We start from the raw sequence: 18,485 nt of genomic DNA, 5'->3' as shown, positions 1-18,485 counted from the left end.
CCCGCGCACGAGCCGGGGGTTCCCCCCGTACCTTCGGCTCCGTGCCACCGGCGTGGGCGGGATACGTTCCCCCGATCCCGCCCACGCCGCCTCACTTGTAGATGACGACCCGGTCGCCCTTGCGCACCTGCGCGAACAGGCTCGCGATCTTCTTCTCGTCCCTGACGTTCACGCAGCCGTGCGATCCGCCCGCGTACCCCCGGGCCGCGAAGTCCGCCGAGAAGTGCACGGCCTGGCCGCCGCTGAAGAACATCGCGTACGGCATGGGCGTGTCGTAGAGCGTCGAGACGTGGTGCCGGGACTTCCAGTAGACGCTGAACGTGCCCTCGCGGGTCGGTGTGTACTGCGACCCGAACCGCACGTCCATCGTCGACACCGCCCTGCCGTCGATCATCCACGTCAGGGTGCGGCTGCTCTTGGCGATGCACAGGACCCGCCCGGTCAGGCAGCGCTTGTCGGGCTTCGCGGGAGGCATCCCCCCGCCCGCGTACAGCTCGGACCGTGTCGGTTCGCGCGTCATGCCGAGCAGCCTGCTCCAGGTGACGGTGTCCGTGACGCCCGTGACGGCCAGGCCGCGCTTGGCCTGGAAGCCCTTGACGGCGGCGGCGGTGACGGGCCCGTACGTCCCGGTGGGGTTCCCGCCGAACCAGGCGATCTGCCGCAGCCTGGCCTGCAGCTCCCGCACCCGCTTGCCGTCGTCCCCCTGCTCCATGAGCGTCTTCCCGGGCTTCGGGGCGGGCGCGGGGGTGTGCGGCGCGGGATCGTGCGCCGGCGTTCTCGTGGGGGTTTGCGCCGGTGACCGCGCCGGGGTCCGGGGCGACGCCTCGGTCGGCGTCCGTGACGGCGTCGCCGTGCTCCGCGGCTTGCCGTCGTCGCTCGGCCCCCCTTCCGTGTCCACCGCGACCGCCTTGCACCCCGCCACCAGGACCAGTGCCGCCACGGCCCCCGCCGATATCGCGCCCCTGCTCATCACGCCCCCGTGCTCGTAGCCGACTTCGACACCTTCGCGCACCTCGCGCACCACACTTCTGGAGTGTTTCCCGGTTTGCCGCGAGTGACGCGTCGCGGGCGCGGGCGCAAGCTGGACGCATGACCCACACGTCGGAATCAGGACTGCCCATCGAACCCGTGTACGGCCCCGACGATCTGGCCGGCTGGGACCCGGCGGAGAAGCTCGGCGCCCCCGGCGCGTACCCCTTCACGCGCGGCGTCTACCCCACGATGTACACGGGCCGCCCCTGGACCATGCGCCAGTACGCGGGCTTCGGCACCGCCGCCGAGTCCAACGCCCGCTACCGGCAGCTCATCGAGCACGGCACCACCGGCCTGTCCGTCGCCTTCGACCTGCCGACCCAGATGGGGCACGACTCCGACGCCCCGATCGCGAGCGGCGAGGTCGGCAAGGTGGGCGTCGCCGTCGACTCGATCGACGACATGCGGGTCCTGTTCGGCGGGATTCCGCTGGACCGGGTCTCCACGTCGATGACGATCAACGCGCCGGCCGCACTGCTGCTCCTCCTCTACCAACTGGTCGCCGAGGAACAGGGGATCGCCGCCGACCGGCTGACCGGCACGATCCAGAACGACGTGCTCAAGGAGTACATCGCGCGCGGCACGTACATCTTCCCGCCCCAGCCGTCCCTGCGCCTGGTCGCGGACACCTTCCGGTACTGCGGGGCCGAGCTGCCGAAGTGGAACACCATCTCGATCTCCGGCTACCACATGGCGGAGGCGGGCGCCTCGCCCGCGCAGGAGATCGCGTTCACGCTGGCCGACGGCATCGAGTACGTCCGTACGGCGGTCGCGGCCGGGATGGACGTGGACGACTTCGCGCCGCGCCTGTCCTTCTTCTTCGTGGCGCGTACGACGATCCTCGAAGAGGTCGCCAAGTTCCGCGCCGCCCGGCGCATCTGGGCCCGCGTGATGCGGGAGGAGTTCGGCGCGAGGAACCCCAAGTCCCTGATGCTGCGCTTCCACACGCAGACGGCGGGCGTCCAGCTCACCGCCCAGCAGCCCGAGGTGAACCTCGTCCGGGTCGCCGTCCAGGGCCTCGGCGCGGTCCTCGGCGGCACCCAGTCGCTGCACACCAACTCCTTCGACGAGGCCATCGCGCTCCCCACCGACAAGTCGGCCCGCCTCGCCCTGCGCACCCAGCAGGTCCTCGCGTACGAGACGGACGTGACGGCGACGGTGGACCCCTTCGCCGGGTCGTACGTCGTGGAGCGGATGACCGACGACGTGGAGGGGGCGGCCCTCGACCTGATGCGCCGCGTCGAGGACCTCGGCGGCGCGGTGCACGCGATCGAGCAGGGCTTCCAGAAGGGCGAGATCGAGCGCAACGCCTACCGCATCGCGCAGGAGACGGACGGCGGCGACCGCGTCGTGGTCGGCGTCAACCGCTTCCGGCTCGACGAGGAGGAGCCGTACGAGCCGCTGCGCGTCGACCCCGCGATCGAGGCACAGCAGGCCGCCCGCCTCGACCGCCTGCGCGCGGAGCGGGACGGTCGCGCGGTGCGCTCGGCCCTCGCGGCACTCCAGGAGGCGGCGAAGGGAGCGGCGAAGGGAGCGGCGAAGGAGGGGGTGAACGTCCTGTATCCGATGAAGGAGGCCCTGCGGGCGCGGGCCACCGTGGGCGAGGTCTGCGACGCGCTGCGGGAGGTGTGGGGGGCGTACGTGCCGACGGACGCGTTCTGAGGACTCCGCCAGGCCGGACTCCTCCTCGCGTGTCCGGCAAGCGGACACGGATGTCCTCATGTCGTACGCCCGTGCGACACTCCGGCCATGCTGGGTGTCACCGATCTTCCGACCTATCTCGCGGGCCTCGCCCTGATCATTCTGCTGCCGGGGCCGAACTCGCTGTACGTGCTCTCCGTCGCCGCACGCCGCGGCGTCCGCACCGGCTATACGGCCGCCGCGGGCGTCTGGTGCGGCGACACCGTCCTGATGACGCTGTCGGCGGCCGGTGTCGCCTCGCTGCTGCAGGCCAACGCGCTGCTCTTCGGGATCGTGAAGTACGCCGGTGCCGGGTATCTGACCTGGCTGGCGGTCGGCATGATGCGGGCGGCGTGGAGCATGTGGAAGGCGCGGCGGGAGCGGACCGCGGAGAGCACGGACGGCCCGGAGCAGGGCGATGCGGCGGGGGAGCGCCCGTTCCGCAGGGCGCTGGTGATCAGCCTGCTCAACCCGAAGGCGATCCTGTTCTTCATCGCCTTCTTCGTCCAGTTCGTCGACCCGGGCTACGCCTACCCGGCCCTGTCCTTCGTCGTACTCGGCGCCTTCGCCCAGATCGCGAGCGTCCTCTACCTCACCGCCCTGATATTCAGCGGCACGCGGCTCTCCGCCGCGTTCCGCCGCCGCAAGCGCCTCTCGGCCGGCGCCACGTCGGCGGCGGGCGCCCTGTTCCTCGGGTTCGCGGTGAAGCTGTCGATCTCCAGCGTGTGACGGCGGGGCCCCGGTCAGTGGTGCCAGGCCGAGCCGCCCACGTTGTGGATCATGCGTTGCAGGACCTTCAGGGTGCGGACGTAGTCCTCGTCCGTGATGCCCTCGTGGATCTGTGCGCGGACGGCCTTCTGCCGTTCGGCCACGCGGGCCTGGAGGGCGCGGCCCTCGTCGGTGAGGGCGATGCGGCCTCCGGGCGCCTCGGTGACGAGGCCGCGGTCGTGCAGCGCCTCGATGCTGTGCGCCAGGACGCCCTCGCCGACCTCCAGGTAACCCTTCAGGACGGCCACCACCTCGTTCCGGGGCCTGCCCTCGGGGGCCTGGAGGAGCTGGCTGAGGATCCACCACTGGGGCTGGGTCAGGCCCATCTCGGCGAGCATCGTGCGGATGTGGTTCACGACGGCCGCGCCGGCGGCGGAACTCCAGTAGCCGATGGGCTGGTTGGGGAGGTCCTGGTCGCTGTGGGAGTACGCGAATGCGGTCATGCCCCCGAACGTAGGACCTCAAGGGGACTTGAGGTCAAGCGATCGCGGTGACTCCGCAGCGGGCCAGGTACGCGGTGAGGCCGTCCCGCGCGTCCGTCCCCGCCCACCCGACGTAACCGTCCGGGCGGATCAGGAACAGACCCTTCCCGTAGGGCTCGTACGCCGGGATCGTGCGGGAGCGCACCGACTTCTCGTCCAGCGGCGGCAGTTCCGCGTCCGTGCCCACCGCGAGCAGCGTGTGGTGCGGGCCCCGGAACGCGTCGAAGAGGGTTTCCGTCCCGCACGGGCCGTCCGGCGCCCGGTCGCCCGCCCGCAATGCGTCCTCCGACAGGCCCTCGCGCGTCTCCGCCGCCAGGGAGCTCTCGCGGTAGCCGATGCCGAGCTGGCGGGTGGCCGCCCCGCGACGCGCCTCGCCGCGGTGGATGCGGGTGGACAGGCCCAGCATCTGCGCGGCGTTGGGCAGCCGCTCCTCCTCGTACGTGTCGACGAGGGATTCCGGCGCGCCGTGCCGGAGGACCGCGCCCAGCTTCCAGCCCAGGTTGTACGCGTCCTGGACGCTCGTGTTCAGGCCCTGGCCGCCCGCCGGTGAGTGGACGTGCGCCGCGTCCCCGGCCAGCAGGACGCGGCCCTCGCGGAAGCGGTCCGCCAGCGCCGCGCGCGGCCGGAAGTCGGAGGACCAGCGGAGTTCGGTCACGTCGTCCGCGGTCAGATGGGTGCGGGCGGCGACGAGGTCGCGTACGGCCCGGAGGGAGAGGTCGGGCGTCGTCCCGGCCGGGAACTGTGCGGTCAGCTGGAAGTGGTGCGTGCCGGCCAGCGGGCAGAGCGCGGTGATCAGGCCGCTGTCGTCGGTCGCGGGGAACATGTGCCAGTTGTCGCGGTCGAGTGCGGGGATGCGGACGTCCGCCACCAGGACGGGGTTCGGGTCCACGGTCTCGCCGGACATCGCGATGCCCAGCTCCCGGCGCAGGAAGGAGCGGCCCCCGTCCGCCGCCACGGCGTAGGCGGCGCGCACCGAGGTCCCCGTGGAGAGGTGGGCGGTCACTCCGTCCGCGTCCTGGGCCAGGCCCGTCACCTCCGTGCCGAACGCGACGTCGCCGCCCAGTTCCCGCAGGCGGGCCAGGAGGATCTCCTGCGTGCGCCACTGGGGGAGCATCCACGGCGTGCTGTACGGCGCGGTGGCCGTCGGCTCCGGTTCGTCGAACATGCGGTACTCGCGCTGCCGTTCGCCGTCCCGCCACACCATGCCCACGGGGATGCGGCCGCCCGAGGCGAGGACCGCGCCGATGACGCCGAGGTCGTCGAAGACCTCCAGGGTGCGGGGCTGCAGTCCCTTGCCGCGCGAGCCGGGGAAGAGGACGGGGGCGCGCTCGACGACCAGGGCGGGCACGTCGCGGCGTGCCAGGTCGCAGGCGAGGGCGAGGCCGGTGGGGCCTGCGCCCACGATGAGCACACCGGTGTCAGTGGTTTCCTTAACGTTGTTAAGTTCCATGCTTCGAAGCTTGCGCTTAACGGTGTTAAATTGTCAAGGTGGCGACGACGAAGCTGGACCGGACCCGAGTGGCGCGCACCGCGCTCGACCTGCTGAACGAGACGGGGCTCGAAGGGCTGACGCTGCGCGGCATCGCCCAGCGCCTCGACGTGAAGGCACCCGCCCTGTACTGGCACTTCAAGGACAAGCAGGCGCTGCTCGACGAGATGGCGACCGAGATGATGCGGCGGATGGGCGAGGAGTTCCTCGCCACGCCGGACGCCGACTGGCGGATCGCGCTCACCGCCGCGATGCGGGGCATGCGCGCGCACCTGCTGCGCTACCGCGACGGCGCGAAGGTCTTCAGCGGTACGCACTACACGGACCTGTCGTACGCGGCCCCGATGGAGGCCCATCTGCGGGTCCTCGCCGGGGCGGGATTCGCGCCGGACGCGGCCGCGCGCGCCTGGTTCACCGCGTACAGCTACACGATCGGGTTCGTCATCGAGGAGCAGGCGGCCGGCGGCCCGGGGCCCGGCCGGGGCGACGACGGCGGCTACGACCTCGCGGCGCGCGCCGAGCGCCTCGCCGCGTACCCGCTGGCCGCGGCGGCGGGCGAAGTGATGTTCCGCTCGCACGACCGCGGCTTCGAGGAAGGGCTCGCGGCGATCGTGACGGGGATCGGCGCGACGCTCGCTACCGCCGGGGAGCGGGGGCGGGACTCCGGTTGAGTCCGTTGCGGATCAGCGGGGTCAGCCGCTCCTCGACGTACCGGTTCAGGAACCACGCGAGGACCAGCATGGCGACGATCGTCAGGCCGAACGTCACGTAGGACGGCAGGCCGACGTGCCGGTGCAGCACCTCGACCGTCACCCAGCCCAGGTGCTCGTGCACCAGGTAGAAGGGGTACGTCAGCGCGCCCGCCACGGTCAGCCAGCGCCAGTTCGCCCAGTGCAGATGCCCGAGGGCGATCAGCAGCACCGCCACGAAACCGGCCGTGATCACCGCCATGATCCCGACGGAGGAGCGGTAGGAGAAGAACTCCGGGTTCGGCGCGTGCCAGAGCCGGTCGACGGCGTAGTGCTGGCCGATCAGCCAGCTCACGCCCGTGATGCCCCACGCCGTGAGGTCGCGGCGGTCGCGGTGGATCAGGTAGATGCCGATGCCGCCGACGAAGAAGGGCGCGTACTCGGGCATCAGGACCAGGTCGAGGAGCGGCTCGTTCGCGGCCTCCGACACGGCCGCGGCCAGCGTCCACACCGCGCAGAACAGCACCACCCGCGCGCGGGTCGCGCCGGGCATGACCACGCACAGGGCGAACAGCGCGTAGAAGCGCAGCTCGGCCCAGAGCGTCCAGCACACGCCGAGCACCCGGTCCACGCCCAGCGGCTGCTGCAGCATGGTGAGGTTGACCAGCGCGTCGCTGGGCGAGACCGCCGCGTACGTCACCGCGGGCAGCGCGAAGACCGCTGTCACCAGGACGATCGCCGCCCAGTACGACGGCAGCAGCCGGGACGCGCGGGAGGCGAAGAACGAGCGCATGGGCCTGCCCCAGCCGCTCATGCAGATGACGAAGCCGCTGATCACGAAGAAGATCTGCACGCCGAGGCACCCGTACGCGAACCATTCGCTCGCCGTCGGGAACTGCGCCTTGGGGGAGCTGCCCCAGGCCTCGGTGATCTCTCCGTCGCGGCCGCCGTAGTGGTACGCGGCGACCATGAGCGCGGCGACGAGCCGCAGCCCGTCGAGGGCGCGCAGCCGCGGCTTGCCGCGGGCGGGTCCGGTGGCGGCGGCCGGGACGGTGCGGGAGACGTGCTCCGCGCCGTGTTCCGCCCCCGGTATGAGCTTCGGGAGCGTGGGTCCGGGAGTGGTCATCCGAGCGCGGTCCGCTTGAGGGAGCGCTGCACGGAGCGGGCGCGGCGGGCGACGCGCCGGACGGCCGCGTTGCGCGGGATGAACGCGAGCTGCGAGGGCACGGCTCCGGGCAGCGCGAGCGCGGTGAGGCGGCGCCGCTTGAAGTAGCGCCAGGTGTGGGCGTCCAGGTGCCGGGCGAGGTAGCGCTCGGCCTCGGGGCGCAGCCGCGGATAGATCTGCGGCTGCATCGCGAAGCCGACGGCCTTGAGGAGGTTCGTCAGCTCGCCGGTGCCGAGGCCGGCCTCCTGCGCGGCGACCGCCGTCCCGTCGGTGAGCTCGGGCAGCAGCGCGTCGACGATCGTGACGGGGACGCGGTTGCTGTTCTGGTAGGGCGCGAGGCGCTCCAGGAGGAGGTCTGTGCCGGTCCGTGCGGCGGGCAGGCCGTACAGCGCGGACGCCGTGAGCAGCGCCGTGGAGAAGCAGCCCACGACGAGCGCGGGCCGCATCCGCTGGTAGAGCACCTCGGCGAGCACGGGCGAGTCGAGCACGGTCAGCTCGACGCCGATCGTCCGCGCCTCCTTCTCCAGGGCGCGCGACCAGCGGGCCGGCGCCGTGGGGTGGGGCTTGAACACCACGTGCGTGTGGCCGAGCGAGGCGGCGCCGCGCACCATCCGGATGTGCAGCTCCTCCTCTTCCTCCGCGGTGAGGATGGAGAGCGCGGAGAGGTACTGGCCGAGGACGAGGACGGGCGCCTCGCCCTCCGGGAACTCCGGGAGCCCCGGCAATTCCTGTTCGTCCTCGGCGAGTTCGGCGAGCACCTTCAGGAACGCCTCGGTCGGTACGACCTCGGGGGCGACGCCGAACTCGGTGAGCAGGAGCGGGGTGAGCCCCGGCACCAGGTCCAGGTGGAGCAGGCGCCGCACGCGCGTGCCGACCAGCGGGTCGATCTTGTTGCGGGTGGGGCCGTAACTCATCAGGCCGTCGGCGTAGACGTCCACGGGGACGCCCGTGAAGATCTGCGCGAGCGCGAGCGCCGGGTTGACCTGGATGGACTCGACGGCCAGCTCGACCGCGTCGTCACCGAGGTCCCACAGCATCCGTACGTAGCGCTCCCAGAGCACGACGTCGTCGCCGCGCGGGGCCCAGCCGCCCGGGTGGAAAGGGGAGATGGCCTCGTTCCAGGAGCGCACCTCGTCGAACCGGCCGCGCAGCCGCTCAAAGCCCGGCGTCTCGTCGAGGGGCGTCGTCGTCTCGGGCGTCGCCGCGTTGTTGCTGACCAGGAGGATCCGCCGGTCGGCGGGCCCGAAGCGGTCGGCGTCCAGGGCGGCGGCGAGCGTCGCGGCGCCGTACAGGGTGGACGCGAGGAAGATCTGCGTCGTACGGGGGGACGCCATTACGCGGCCACCTCCGCCGACACCGGGCGCCGCCGCAGCCTGCGCAGCCGCGTCGCCCGCTGGAGGTCCATGGAGTCGAGCGCGTCGTCGAGAACGCCCTGCGGCATCCGCTTCAGTGCGGCCGCACTCATTGACTTCAATTTCCGCGCCACGGGTGGCTCGAACCTTTCGATGGATCCCAAATGGTGGGAGATGATCGCACAGTATGTGCGCACGGCCTTCGGCAGGAGTTCGTCCGCGTCCCGGTCCGCCGCTGTTTCCTGTACGACCTGGTCGAATGCCTTGATGAAATCGAGCTGGCGCACGTCACCGATCTGGGTCAGCGAAGAGGCGACACCGCGCCGGTAGAACACACCGAGAAGACCGACCGCGGCGAAGGATTCCGCCTCGCGGTGCAGCCGCCAGATCCACGGCCTGTCCTCGGCGGTGCGCAGACCGTCGGTGAAGTGGAGCAGTCCCGCGTCGGCGAGCCTGCGGTGGTAGATGCCGGCCCAGGCGTACGCGTAGTCGACGGAGGTCGAGCGGTCGGCGGGCAGGATCACGTCGCGCGGGCTCATCACGACGCCGCGCCTGCCGTGCGGCACGCGGTGCACGGTGCGGGCCCGCGCGGTGCACTGGACATGGTCGGTGCGGACGAAGTCGCAGCCCAACTCCTCGATGGCGTCGACGAGTTGCGCGTAGTACCCGGGCGCGAGCCAGTCGTCGCCGTCCAGGAAGGTCAGGTACTCGCCGCGGGCCGCGTCGAGGCCCGTGTTGCGGGCGGTCGCGAGGCCCCCGTTCGTCTCATGGCGGAGGTGGACGGCGCCGGGAAGCTCGCGCGCCGCACGCTCCAGGATGTCCGGAGTCTCGTCGCGCGAGCAGTCGTCGACGAGAATGAATTCGAAGTCGTCACGTGCGTTCGCACGCAGACTCCTCAGAGTGTCGGGCGCGTATTGCTGCACGTTGTAGAACGGCACGATGACGGAGAGCTTAACCACGTGGGTGACGTTAGGTGTCGGCCCGTCATTCGGGTCGACCCGCAGCGGTATGGCAGGTGAACGACGTGTGGCGGAATGGTTAACCAGGCCGCCGAGAAGACATTTCCCGGGCTGATTCGCCATTCGTCGGCGTGCTGTTAACCGTTTGTTGCACCTGAGTTGGGCCGCGAATCGAAATGCCTTCCTAGCGTCTGGGACGTGCAAGGAAGTCATCGAAACCCGCTGCGGGTCGCCGTGCTCGCCGACTCCGATACGCGATGGAAATGGGGCGCTCTCACCGCGAACCGCATCGTATCGGACAGTCGGCTCAGCGGCTTCCTGCTCCGCGGCCGGGCCACACCCACCCCCCGGCAGCTCGAAGAGGTGGGCGTGCGCGCCGATGCGCTGCGCGAGGTCACCGCCGTCGAGTTCCTGCGCGAGATGGAGCGGGACGCACCCGACGTGATCGTGCTCGCCCTGGTGGGCGGGGCGGTCCAGGCGGTCCTGCACGGACTCGCCCGCGTCACGCAGGACGCCCGCCTCACGGGCGGCCCGGCGCGCCGCTCCGTCGTCGTCACCGGCTACGTCGGCGTCGTCTACGAGAAGCTCGCCGACGGCCTGCTCCTGCGGCACGGCGCCGACGTCGTCCTCGCCAACTCCCGGCAGGACGCGGAGCGCTTCCGCGCGGTGTACGAGGGAGTGGGCGCCGACGCGTCCGCGGTGACGGAGGCCGCGCTGCCGTTCCTCGGCGGAGCGCCGTACGAGAAGCGGGAGGAGCGCGACGGGCAGGACCCCTACACGGTCGTCTTCGCCGCCCAGCCCTCCGTCCCCGAGACCGCCGCGCACCGCACCTACCTGCTGCGCCGCCTCGCCGAGCACGCCCGGCTGCACCCCGACCGCGAGGTGCTGCTCAAGCTGCGCAGCAAGCCCGGCGAGCACACCACGCACATCGAGGAACTGCCCTACCAGAAGCTGTCGCAGCGCCTGGACGGCGGACTCCCCGCCAACTGCCGCCTCGTGTACGGGCACATGGGCGAGGTCCTGGACCGCACCGACCTCCTGGTCACCGTCAGCTCCACGGCCGCGCTCGAATCCCTGCACCGCCGCATCCCCACCGCGGTCCTCACCGACCTCGGGGTGCGCGAGGCGCTCGGCAACCACCACTTCACCGGATCGGGATGCCTCGCCTCCTGGGACCAGCTCGACGCGGGCCACCTGCCCGTGCCCGACGAGCGGTGGCTGGCACGGCAGGGCGTCGCCGCCGACGGTGCGTACGAGAACGCCTTCGACGCGGCACGGGAACGGGTCGCCGACCTGCTCGACACCGCGGCCGCGAGCGGCCTCCCGCCCCTCGCGCCGTACTACACGCCCGCCACGGCCGGCGGCTATCTGCCCGGCATCCTCGCCCGCCACCACCTCGGCCCCGACGGTGCGCCGCTGCCGGGCGCCCCCACGGGCGACAAGGACCCCGGCCCCGTACGGCAGATCGTGCGCCGCGCCGCCCGCGGCGCGTACCGCCACGGAGTGCAGCGCGTGGCCCCCGTCATCCGCCGGATGGGCGAGCTGTGAGCCCTCACCCCCTCCAAGGAGCCCCCATGTCCCACCCCGGCCCAGCAGGTACGCAGGCCCGCCGCGTGCTCGCCGTCATCCCCGCCCGCGGCGGCTCCAAGGGCGTGCCCGCCAAGAACCTCGCCCCCGTCGGCGGTGTGCCGCTGGTGGCCCGCGCCATCCACGCCTGCCTGGCCGCCCGGCTCGTCACCGACGTCGTCGTCTCCACCGACGACCACGTGATCGCCGAGGCCGCCCGGCACGCCGGCGCCGAAGTGGTCCTGCGCCCTGCCGCGATCGCCGGGGACACCGCGACCAGCGAGGCCGCCGTGCTGCACGCCATGGACGCCCACGAGGCGCTGCACGGCGAGACCGTGGACGTCGTCCTGCTCGTGCAGTGCACCAGCCCCTTCCTCACCTGCGAGGACGTCGACGGCGTGGTCTCCGCGGTCGCCGAGCACGGCGCCGACACCGCCGTCACGGTGGCGCCCTTCCACGGCTTCATCTGGCGCGACGCGGCGGACGACGCCACGGAGGACGGCGCGGCCCTGGAAGCGCGCCGCACCGGCACCGTCGGCGGCACCACCACGCTCGCCAACTCCACTCGCACCGGCGGCGGTTACGGCGTCAACCACGACAAGTCGTTCCGCCCGCGCCGCCAGGACCGCCCCCAGGACCTCCTGGAGACCGGCGCCGCCTACGCCATGGACGCGGCGGGATTCCGCACCGAGAAGCACCGCTTCTTCGGACGCACCGAACCCGTCCGCACCGACCCGGCCCGCGTCCTTGAGGTCGACGACCCGCACGACCTCGCCCGGGCCCGCGCGCTCGCCCCGCTCTTCGACGCGGACCCCGCCGCGGGCGACGCAGCCCTCCCGACCGCCGCCGACATCGACGCGGTCGTCCTCGACTTCGACGGCACCCAGACCGACGACAGGGTGCTGATCGACTCCGAGGGACGGGAGTTCGTCTCCGTGCACCGCGGCGACGGACTCGGCATCGCGGCCCTCCGCAGGAGCGGCCTGAACATGCTGATCCTGTCCACGGAACAGAACCCGGTCGTCGCCGCGCGCGCCAGGAAGCTGAAGCTTCCCGTGCTGCACGGCATCGACCGGAAAGACCTCGCACTGAAGCAGTGGTGCGAGGAGCAGGGCATCGCTCCCGAGCGCGTGCTCTACGTCGGAAACGACGTCAATGACCTCCCGTGCTTCGCCCTCGTGGGCTGGCCCGTGGCGGTCGCGAGCGCCCACGACGTCGTACGCGGCGCCGCACGCGCGGTCACCACCGTCCCCGGTGGTGAGGGCGCGATCCGAGAGATCGCCACCTGGATCCTCGGCCCCTCTCTCGACTCCCTCCACAGTTAAGGAATTTCCTGCCATGAGCAACATCTCCTCCATCGGCGCCAACTCCCGCCTCCGCCGCTTCGGTTCGAAGACGGCCGGTCCCGGTCAGCCCGTCTACATCACCGGCGAGATCGGCATCAACCACAACGGCGACCTGGAGAACGCGTTCGCGCTCATCGACGTGGCCGCCGACGCCGGCTGCGACGCGGTGAAGTTCCAGAAGCGCACCCCGGAGATCTGCACCCCGCGCGACCAGTGGGACATCGAGCGCGACACCCCCTGGGGCCGGATGACGTACATCGACTACCGCCACCGCGTGGAGTTCGGCGAGTCCGAGTACCAGGCCATCAGCGAGCACTGCGCCAAGCGCGGCATCGACTGGTTCGCCTCCCCGTGGGACACCGAGGCCGTCGCCTTCCTGGAGAAGTTCGACCTGCCCGCCCACAAGGTCGCCTCCGCCTCGCTCACCGACGACGAGCTGCTCCGCGCCCTGCGCGCCACGGGCCGCACGATCATCCTCTCCACGGGCATGTCGACCCCGAAGCAGATCCGCCACGCGGTGGAGGTGCTCGGCTCCGACAACATCCTGATGTGCCACGCCACGTCGACGTACCCGGCGCAGGCGGAGGAGCTCAACCTCCGCGTCATCAACACCCTCCAGGCCGAGTACCCGAACGTCCCGATCGGCTACTCCGGCCACGAGACGGGCCTGCAGACGACGCTCGCCGCCGTCGCCCTCGGAGCCACCTTCGTCGAGCGCCACATCACCCTCGACCGCGCCATGTGGGGCTCGGACCAGGCCGCGTCGGTCGAGCCGCAGGGCCTGACCCGCCTCGTCCGCGACATCCGCACCATCGAGGCGTCCCTCGGCGACGGCGTCAAGAAGGTCTACGAGTCCGAGCTCGGCCCGATGAAGAAGCTGCGCCGCGTCGCGGGCGTCGTGGCCGAGGCCGAGACCGCCGCGGACACCGAGCCGGTCGCGGTCTGAACACGCGGTCCGCATTAACGGGAGACGGACACACGACGATGAGCCCCCGCGCCGGCCGAGCCGCCGACACCACAGCCGCCCCGGAAGGGGCGGACTCCACGCTCGCCTTCGTGGAGAGCCCGGTCCAGCTGCTGAACGTCCTGGAGTGGGCGCACGCGGCGGCCGCGACGGGTCCGGCCGGGGGCCTCACCGTCGTCGTCCTCTCCCCGAACGACCCGATGACCCGCGGTCAGCTCCGCCGCATGGCGCAGCTCGCCCGCGACGAGGGAATCGAGGTCAGGTGGGAGGAGGCGCGCGGCGGCGCGTCGGCGCCCTTCCACACGGTGGGCGGCCTCGCGGGCGCCCTGCGGCGGGCCGACCGGGTCGTCATCGGCGACCCGTTCTCCCGCTACGTACAACTCATGCTGACGATCACCCGGGCCCGCTCCCTGGTCGTCGTCGACGACGGCACGGCCACGATGGAGTTCATCGCCCAGCTGGCCCGCGGCGAGCGCCTCCAGCGCTGGCACCGCAAGGGCGGCCGGCCGGGCCCCCGCGACCTGCTCTTCGCCCCGGTCTCGGCGTCGGCGCGCCGACGCCTCACCCCCGGCGGTACGCGCACGGTCGAGGTCTTCTCCTCCATGCCGATCGATGACGCACCGGACGGCGTACGGGTCACGCCCAACGCCTTCGCCTGGACGAGGGAACGCTTCGGCCCGCCGAGACTCACACGCGGCTCCGACCTGGTCGGCACGTCCTTGGTGGAGACGGGCGTGGTGGACCCCGACCGCTACATCGAAGCGGTCATCGCGCTCTCCCGCGCCCACGGCGCGACCCGTTACTTCGCCCACCGCCGCGAGAGCGCGGAGAAACTCCACCGGCTCGCGGTCGAGACGGGCCTCCAGGTGGTCCGCCCGGACCTCCCCCTGGAACTCATCGCCCGCCGCGGCCCCATCGGCCGTACGATCCTCAGCTTCCCCTCGACTGTCGTCCACACCCTGCCCCTGGCCCTCGCGGGCACGGAGGTCAAGGTGGCGGTCTGCGACATCGACCCGGCCTGGCTCACGGAGACGGCGTCCCCGCGCGCCCAGGGCTTCCTGTCGGGCGTGACGGGAACGGCACGGGACGTACACCGCCTGACCTCGGTACGGCACACGGCACCGGCGTGATCCAGGAGAAGGGCCGCATGTGCCCGTCCGGCAACCGGTGAGCCGTCGGCCGGGACCGACCTGCGTCGGCCACCGACATCACCGCGCCGAGCATCGAGTAGAAGATCACTTCTGCTTGCGTCGCCATGCCTCCCGCACGGCTACCGCGAACGTGATGCCGCACACCCCGCCTGGTCGGTGGATCGCTTCCATGAACACGATGGCGGACCAGGAAATGGTGGGCATTCAGTGTTTTGCCTGTTCAGGAGCGTATATTCGCGTCCTTGGTGGAGCTTTCTCGCGAGGCACGGGAGCAGGGTTGGCGGGCGGAGGCGCGAACCATCGCATCCATGGAGGCCAGAGACCTCAACCGGCGCCAGTCATAGGGGGGATGGCCCGGTCGTGGATGGCGGCGATCGTAGGCGTCGGCCACCGCCCAGAACAGAAGACCGCCCATCATCGCGGCTCGTGCCAGCCACCGCAGCGGGATTTCGTCGCCTGACGTCACGCCTCTCAGCAGCGCGCTGCCGACCAGATAGGTCAGCAGCGGGTAGACGACGATCTGGTGCCAGATCTTCGTCGGGGACAGCATCTGCGCACGGGTGTACAGACCAGCACGCATCTCCCACCTCCCTTGGCACAGGCCGAACATGAGGGGCAGCACCGTCATCGTCACGGCCGGCCACCCCGCCACCGGCACCCGCCGCACTCCCTTGGCTCCCCTCCCGCCCCTCGTTCCCCCACCACTCGTTCACCAGACGCTCGACGTCCGGGTCGCCGAAGAACCGGGCATAGGTCTGCGCGAATCCGGTCACCACCTGCAGGGGCTTGTTGCGGCTTCCCCCCTCCGGCTCGTCCTCAGGGAGCGCGACGTCGAAGAACTCGTGCTGCACCCGGTGCACGGCTTTCGCTGCTTCCTCCAAGAACTTCGACAGCATGCGCGACTTGATGCCGGTCGCCTGCATGATCGTCGCGTGCCGGTCGTAAGTCGCTGCCGCATGCCACAGCGCAAGATCTTCCGCCTTTGGAACGAGACTGTTGATCCAGGAAGTACCACGGCGTGGAGGCCGGAACCTGTGTGATGCCTTCGGGTTCGGATGATGGCCGTAGGCGACAGCAGTGGCGATGTCGCGCCAGTCCTTCTCGGCATCGTTGTTCTTGGACAGCAACGTGATGGTGTCCGGGTAGAAGTCGAACGCGGCCAGCAGGTGCAGGAGCCGGTTCTGCTCGCCGTCAGAGGTGATGATGGCGGCGGGCACGCCTGCCTTGCCGCACTCCTCCAGCGCGGCCAGCCCTGACCTGCGTGATTCCTTTTGGTAGTCCAGGTCGACGAAGGCGAGCTGGAAATCCCGGTCGACGGCCAACAGAGCGCCAAGCTGCTCCGGGGACCGCACGCCGATCACCCTCATGCCGGGACCGGGGACCGCGGGCCCGTCAGGGCGCCGACGGGTGCCATCGCGCGGGGACGCGCAGGCCGTCCGGCAGCGGCAGTCTTCTCATCACTGGCAGCAGGCTCCTTGGCGCAGGTCCTCCAGAACCGGAGAAGTCGACCGTGCCGCCGGAGAACCGCGCCCTGCGGAAGTTCACCGCACCGCTGGAAAACTGCACTCCTCCGAAGTCTGTCCGGCCGCCGGAGAACCGTGCCCCTTCGAAGCCAACTGTGCCGCCGGTGAACTCAGCGTGGTCGAAGTCGACCCTGCCGCCGGAAAACTGCGCCTGCCCGAAGCCGACCTCGCCGCCCAAGAAACGTGCCAGGTCGAAGCCGACCTCGCTGCCCGCGAACCGCGCCAGATCGAAGCAGACCCGGCTGCCGGTGAACTCCGCCTGGTCGAAGTAGACCGTGCCGCCGGAGAACGGTGTTCCCCGGAAATCAACCGTGCCCCCGGAAAACTCCGCTTGGCCGAAGCCGACCGTGGCGCCGCAGAACTCAGCCCGGCCGAAGTGGACCTGGCCGTCGGAGAACCGCGCTCGGCCGAAGTAGACGTGGCCACCGGAGAACAGTGTCCCGCCGAAGTCGACCGTGCCGCCGGAGAACCCCGCGCTTTGGAAACCGACCGTGCCGCCGGCGAACTCCGCCTCCCGAAAGGAGACTGTCCCGCTGGAGAAATCCGCTCCCCGGAAAGAGACCGTGGCCCCGGCGGCGAATACCGCGCCGGTGAAGTCGCCGCCGTCGAAGACGACTCCGGTGAAGTCGAGGTCGTAGCCCTGCCAGGAGGCGGGGAAGTCTTCAGGGCCGAGTGCGGTGTGGTCGCGGATGATGCGGATGATGGTGTGTCGCACCTCGCGTGAGGCTTGGTACGCGTGCCGCGCCGTTGCGTCCTCTGGAAGGTCGGTCTCGGCGGTGTAGGGCAGGCGCAGGTAGGCGCACAGCACGTCGATGCAGGTTTGGCGCAGATGGTTGGTGGGGGCGTCGTCGGCGAGTCCGGCCAGTGCGTGGACGCCGCCGAGGCGTACGGCGGCGGAGTCGTCGCCGAGTTGGGAGACAGCTGTGGTGAAGCGTTCGGTGTGCAGGCGGGTGGCTTCGCGTCGGGCGCCGTCCTCGTCGACGCGCTGGCGGCGGTAGGCGACGACCAGAGCAACGAGAGCACCGGCACCGGCCACGACACCGAAGGCGAGCTTCACCAGATCGAAGAGAGTCTTGGAGTCGATCCGCCGCTCGTGCTTGAGCCCCCGGGCACCAAGCAGCTCCCATCCGGTGAGGAAAACGGCGCCGGCGACGGTGAGCGCGCCGACGAAGACCAGGGCCAGGACCAGGCCGACGTTCCACAGACGCAGCCCGCGGCGCTCCCGCCGCATCAGATTGCCCATCACCCCCGCAGGATCGCCCACGGTTCCACCCAGGCGCAGGCCATTCGCCCCATCTCGAGGGGGCTCTGGCATCCTCGCCGTGGCGCGTGAACTGAGGGGAGCCGTCACGGTCCTGCAGTGTCATCCGCCTCACCGTGAAGAACACGGGTGAGGAGCCGGGGGATTCCTCGTCCGTCCTTGTGGCGTGGGAGAACGCAGAACACCCTCCGACGGAGGCGAACCGGCAGGGTGACACCAAGGGTTTCGCACAGCTCAACAGGACATATAGGCCGGGGCAGTCGGCAACAGGGGACGTCGTGCTCTACGTCGGCGCCAAGGGATGGGCGGCCGCTTTCCTCGACCCGACGGGAGACTCGGGCTCGGTGTATGACGTCCGTGATCCTCAACCGCCGCTGTTCAAGGCGGCCTTGTCACGGTAGCCACGAGCACCGTGACAAGAGCCGCGGGCGCAGCCAACAACGCCGCTTTCCAGATGCGGCCTCTCATCGTCACCCCCGTGAACAGCGGCCTCCTCAGCCGCATGAGGACGCAAGCGCAGGACACGGCCCAGCAGAGCGGCCCCCACCCGAGCCAGAACCCATCGAAACACTATGAGGAGCTGAAGCGCCGGACGTACCGCCGCTGCCAGGGCGTCTCGACCGCATGCCGGTCGTAGTGCTCTCGTACGTAGGAGACGGCCTCCGCCGCCGGCACCCCGTCGAGCACGGCGACACAGGCGAGGGCCGTCCCGGTCCGGCCCCGCCCACCCCCGCACGCCACCTCGACGCGTTCCACGGCGGCCCGCTCCCACACCTCGAGGAACACCTTCCGCGCGAGCTCCCGGTCGCCGGGCAGCCGGAAGTCGGGCCACGGCAACCACGCCGCCTTCCAGGCCACTTCGGGCGGCTGCTTGCCGAGCAGGTAGACACCGAAGTCGGGCACGTCCCCATCGGGCAGCGGATGCCGCAGCCCCCGCCCCCGGACGAGCCGCCCGGAGGGCAACCGCAAAATTCCGGCGGCACCGCTCGCCCATGTGCTTGTCTCGTCGGTCTCGGGCATGTCAGGAGGCGTCATGCCTCGGAGGCTAGGCGACGGGA

The 18,485-nt window shown here is 71.1% G+C and carries 16 protein-coding genes; 7 read left to right on the top strand and 9 right to left on the bottom strand.

The features are described 5' to 3' along the window. Positions 1-91 precede the first annotated feature (91 nt). Positions 92-970 carry a L,D-transpeptidase family protein gene (locus tag DEJ48_RS14820; RefSeq protein ID WP_150221188.1) on the bottom strand — a complete coding sequence of 293 codons (879 nt, stop codon included), beginning with the start codon at positions 968-970 and terminating at the stop codon, positions 92-94. Positions 971-1,089: 119 nt separating this feature from the next. Here DEJ48_RS14820 and DEJ48_RS14815 point away from each other — a divergent pair, with 119 nt between their 5' ends. After that, entirely contained in the window at positions 1,090-2,694 is a 1,605-nt protein-coding gene (locus DEJ48_RS14815) for a methylmalonyl-CoA mutase (protein ID WP_150216570.1), read from the top strand. Positions 2,695-2,781: 87 nt separating this feature from the next. Next, the gene (gene leuE, locus DEJ48_RS14810) at positions 2,782-3,441 is read left to right on the top strand and encodes a leucine efflux protein LeuE (RefSeq protein WP_150216569.1); all 660 of its coding nucleotides are present in this window, start codon (positions 2,782-2,784) and stop codon (positions 3,439-3,441) included. Positions 3,442-3,455: 14 nt separating this feature from the next. On the opposite strand, the gene DEJ48_RS14805 is transcribed toward leuE, so the two are convergent. Together DEJ48_RS14805 and DEJ48_RS14800 are read right to left on the bottom strand one after the other, a co-directional pair. Continuing rightward, positions 3,456-3,923, bottom strand: coding sequence for a MarR family winged helix-turn-helix transcriptional regulator (locus tag DEJ48_RS14805; RefSeq protein WP_150216568.1), 468 nt, complete (start codon positions 3,921-3,923; stop codon positions 3,456-3,458). A 34-nt stretch (positions 3,924-3,957) separates the two neighbouring features. Continuing rightward, on the bottom strand, positions 3,958-5,412 hold the full coding sequence (locus tag DEJ48_RS14800; RefSeq protein ID WP_150216567.1) for an FAD-dependent monooxygenase: 1,455 nt from the start codon (positions 5,410-5,412) through the stop codon (positions 3,958-3,960). A gap of 29 nt (positions 5,413-5,441) precedes the next feature. Between DEJ48_RS14800 and DEJ48_RS14795 the strand changes: the two genes are divergently transcribed. Then, positions 5,442-6,122 (top strand): TetR/AcrR family transcriptional regulator C-terminal domain-containing protein, encoded by a 681-nt coding sequence (locus DEJ48_RS14795; RefSeq protein ID WP_150216566.1) that lies wholly within the window; start codon positions 5,442-5,444, stop codon positions 6,120-6,122. On the opposite strand, the gene DEJ48_RS14790 is transcribed toward DEJ48_RS14795, so the two are convergent. The 3 genes from DEJ48_RS14790 to DEJ48_RS14780 are packed head-to-tail and all read right to left on the bottom strand — an operon-like array spanning position 6,088 to position 9,616. Next, positions 6,088-7,266, bottom strand: coding sequence for an acyltransferase family protein (locus DEJ48_RS14790; RefSeq protein ID WP_150216565.1), 1,179 nt, complete (start codon positions 7,264-7,266; stop codon positions 6,088-6,090). The two genes, DEJ48_RS14795 and DEJ48_RS14790, sit on opposite strands and share 35 nt — an antisense overlap. Beyond that, complete coding sequence (locus DEJ48_RS14785) at positions 7,263-8,639, bottom strand: polysialyltransferase family glycosyltransferase (protein ID WP_150216564.1); 1,377 nt, start codon at positions 8,637-8,639, stop codon at positions 7,263-7,265. Before DEJ48_RS14785 ends, DEJ48_RS14790 begins: the two co-directional genes overlap by 4 nt. Beyond that, entirely contained in the window at positions 8,639-9,616 is a 978-nt protein-coding gene (locus DEJ48_RS14780) for a glycosyltransferase family 2 protein (RefSeq protein ID WP_150216563.1), read from the bottom strand. Before DEJ48_RS14780 ends, DEJ48_RS14785 begins: the two co-directional genes overlap by 1 nt. A 198-nt stretch (positions 9,617-9,814) precedes the next feature. On the opposite strand from DEJ48_RS14780, the gene DEJ48_RS14775 reads away from it, so the two are divergent. Genes DEJ48_RS14775 through DEJ48_RS14760 form a run of 4 tightly spaced genes read left to right on the top strand, consistent with a single transcriptional unit; the run spans position 9,815 to position 14,622 of the window. Continuing rightward, complete coding sequence (locus DEJ48_RS14775) at positions 9,815-11,164, top strand: DUF6716 putative glycosyltransferase (RefSeq protein ID WP_150216562.1); 1,350 nt, start codon at positions 9,815-9,817, stop codon at positions 11,162-11,164. A gap of 26 nt (positions 11,165-11,190) precedes the next feature. Continuing rightward, positions 11,191-12,507, top strand: a complete 1,317-nt coding sequence (locus DEJ48_RS14770) for an N-acylneuraminate cytidylyltransferase (RefSeq protein ID WP_150216561.1) — start codon at positions 11,191-11,193, stop codon at positions 12,505-12,507. A gap of 13 nt (positions 12,508-12,520) precedes the next feature. Further along, a complete protein-coding gene (locus DEJ48_RS14765; protein WP_190537411.1) occupies positions 12,521-13,474 on the top strand; it encodes an N-acetylneuraminate synthase family protein in 954 nt (317 codons plus the stop codon). Between the two features lie 38 nt (positions 13,475-13,512). Beyond that, positions 13,513-14,622 (top strand): hypothetical protein, encoded by a 1,110-nt coding sequence (locus DEJ48_RS14760; protein WP_150216560.1) that lies wholly within the window; start codon positions 13,513-13,515, stop codon positions 14,620-14,622. 359 nt (positions 14,623-14,981) lie between these two features. Here DEJ48_RS14760 and DEJ48_RS14755 read toward each other — a convergent pair whose 3' ends face one another. From DEJ48_RS14755 to DEJ48_RS14745, 3 genes are all read right to left on the bottom strand, one after another. Continuing rightward, positions 14,982-16,010: a hypothetical protein gene (locus tag DEJ48_RS14755; RefSeq protein WP_150216559.1), complete on the bottom strand. Its 1,029-nt coding sequence runs from the start codon at positions 16,008-16,010 to the stop codon at positions 14,982-14,984. Positions 16,011-16,035: 25 nt separating this feature from the next. Then, entirely contained in the window at positions 16,036-17,430 is a 1,395-nt protein-coding gene (locus DEJ48_RS14750) for a pentapeptide repeat-containing protein (RefSeq protein WP_317850915.1), read from the bottom strand. Positions 17,431-17,997: 567 nt separating this feature from the next. Beyond that, complete coding sequence (locus DEJ48_RS14745) at positions 17,998-18,462, bottom strand: protein phosphatase (protein ID WP_223832049.1); 465 nt, start codon at positions 18,460-18,462, stop codon at positions 17,998-18,000. Positions 18,463-18,485 lie beyond the last annotated feature (23 nt).

It is taken from the genome of Streptomyces venezuelae (assembly GCF_008642315.1).
In the GTDB taxonomy this organism is placed as follows: domain Bacteria; phylum Actinomycetota; class Actinomycetes; order Streptomycetales; family Streptomycetaceae; genus Streptomyces; species Streptomyces venezuelae_D.
The sequence above is the reverse complement of the archived record's forward strand: the minus strand, read 5'-3'. Positions and strand labels throughout refer to the sequence as shown.

Excerpts from the sequence above, each read along its gene's own strand:
- DEJ48_RS14820 (WP_150221188.1), bottom strand. The coding sequence starts at position 970 with ATGAGCAGGGGCGCGATATCGGCGGGGGCCGTGGCGGCACTGGTCCTG.
- DEJ48_RS14760 (WP_150216560.1), top strand. The coding sequence starts at position 13,513 with ATGAGCCCCCGCGCCGGCCGAGCCGCCGACACCACAGCCGCCCCGGAA.
- leuE (WP_150216569.1), top strand. The coding sequence starts at position 2,782 with ATGCTGGGTGTCACCGATCTTCCGACCTATCTCGCGGGCCTCGCCCTG.
- DEJ48_RS14755 (WP_150216559.1), bottom strand. The coding sequence starts at position 16,010 with ATGAGGGTGATCGGCGTGCGGTCCCCGGAGCAGCTTGGCGCTCTGTTG.
- DEJ48_RS14800 (WP_150216567.1), bottom strand. The coding sequence starts at position 5,412 with ATGGAACTTAACAACGTTAAGGAAACCACTGACACCGGTGTGCTCATC.
- DEJ48_RS14745 (WP_223832049.1), bottom strand. The coding sequence starts at position 18,462 with ATGACGCCTCCTGACATGCCCGAGACCGACGAGACAAGCACATGGGCG.
- DEJ48_RS14790 (WP_150216565.1), bottom strand. The coding sequence starts at position 7,266 with ATGACCACTCCCGGACCCACGCTCCCGAAGCTCATACCGGGGGCGGAA.
- DEJ48_RS14805 (WP_150216568.1), bottom strand. The coding sequence starts at position 3,923 with ATGACCGCATTCGCGTACTCCCACAGCGACCAGGACCTCCCCAACCAG.
- DEJ48_RS14770 (WP_150216561.1), top strand. The coding sequence starts at position 11,191 with ATGTCCCACCCCGGCCCAGCAGGTACGCAGGCCCGCCGCGTGCTCGCC.
- DEJ48_RS14765 (WP_190537411.1), top strand. The coding sequence starts at position 12,521 with ATGAGCAACATCTCCTCCATCGGCGCCAACTCCCGCCTCCGCCGCTTC.
- DEJ48_RS14815 (WP_150216570.1), top strand. The coding sequence starts at position 1,090 with ATGACCCACACGTCGGAATCAGGACTGCCCATCGAACCCGTGTACGGC.
- DEJ48_RS14785 (WP_150216564.1), bottom strand. The coding sequence starts at position 8,639 with ATGGCGTCCCCCCGTACGACGCAGATCTTCCTCGCGTCCACCCTGTAC.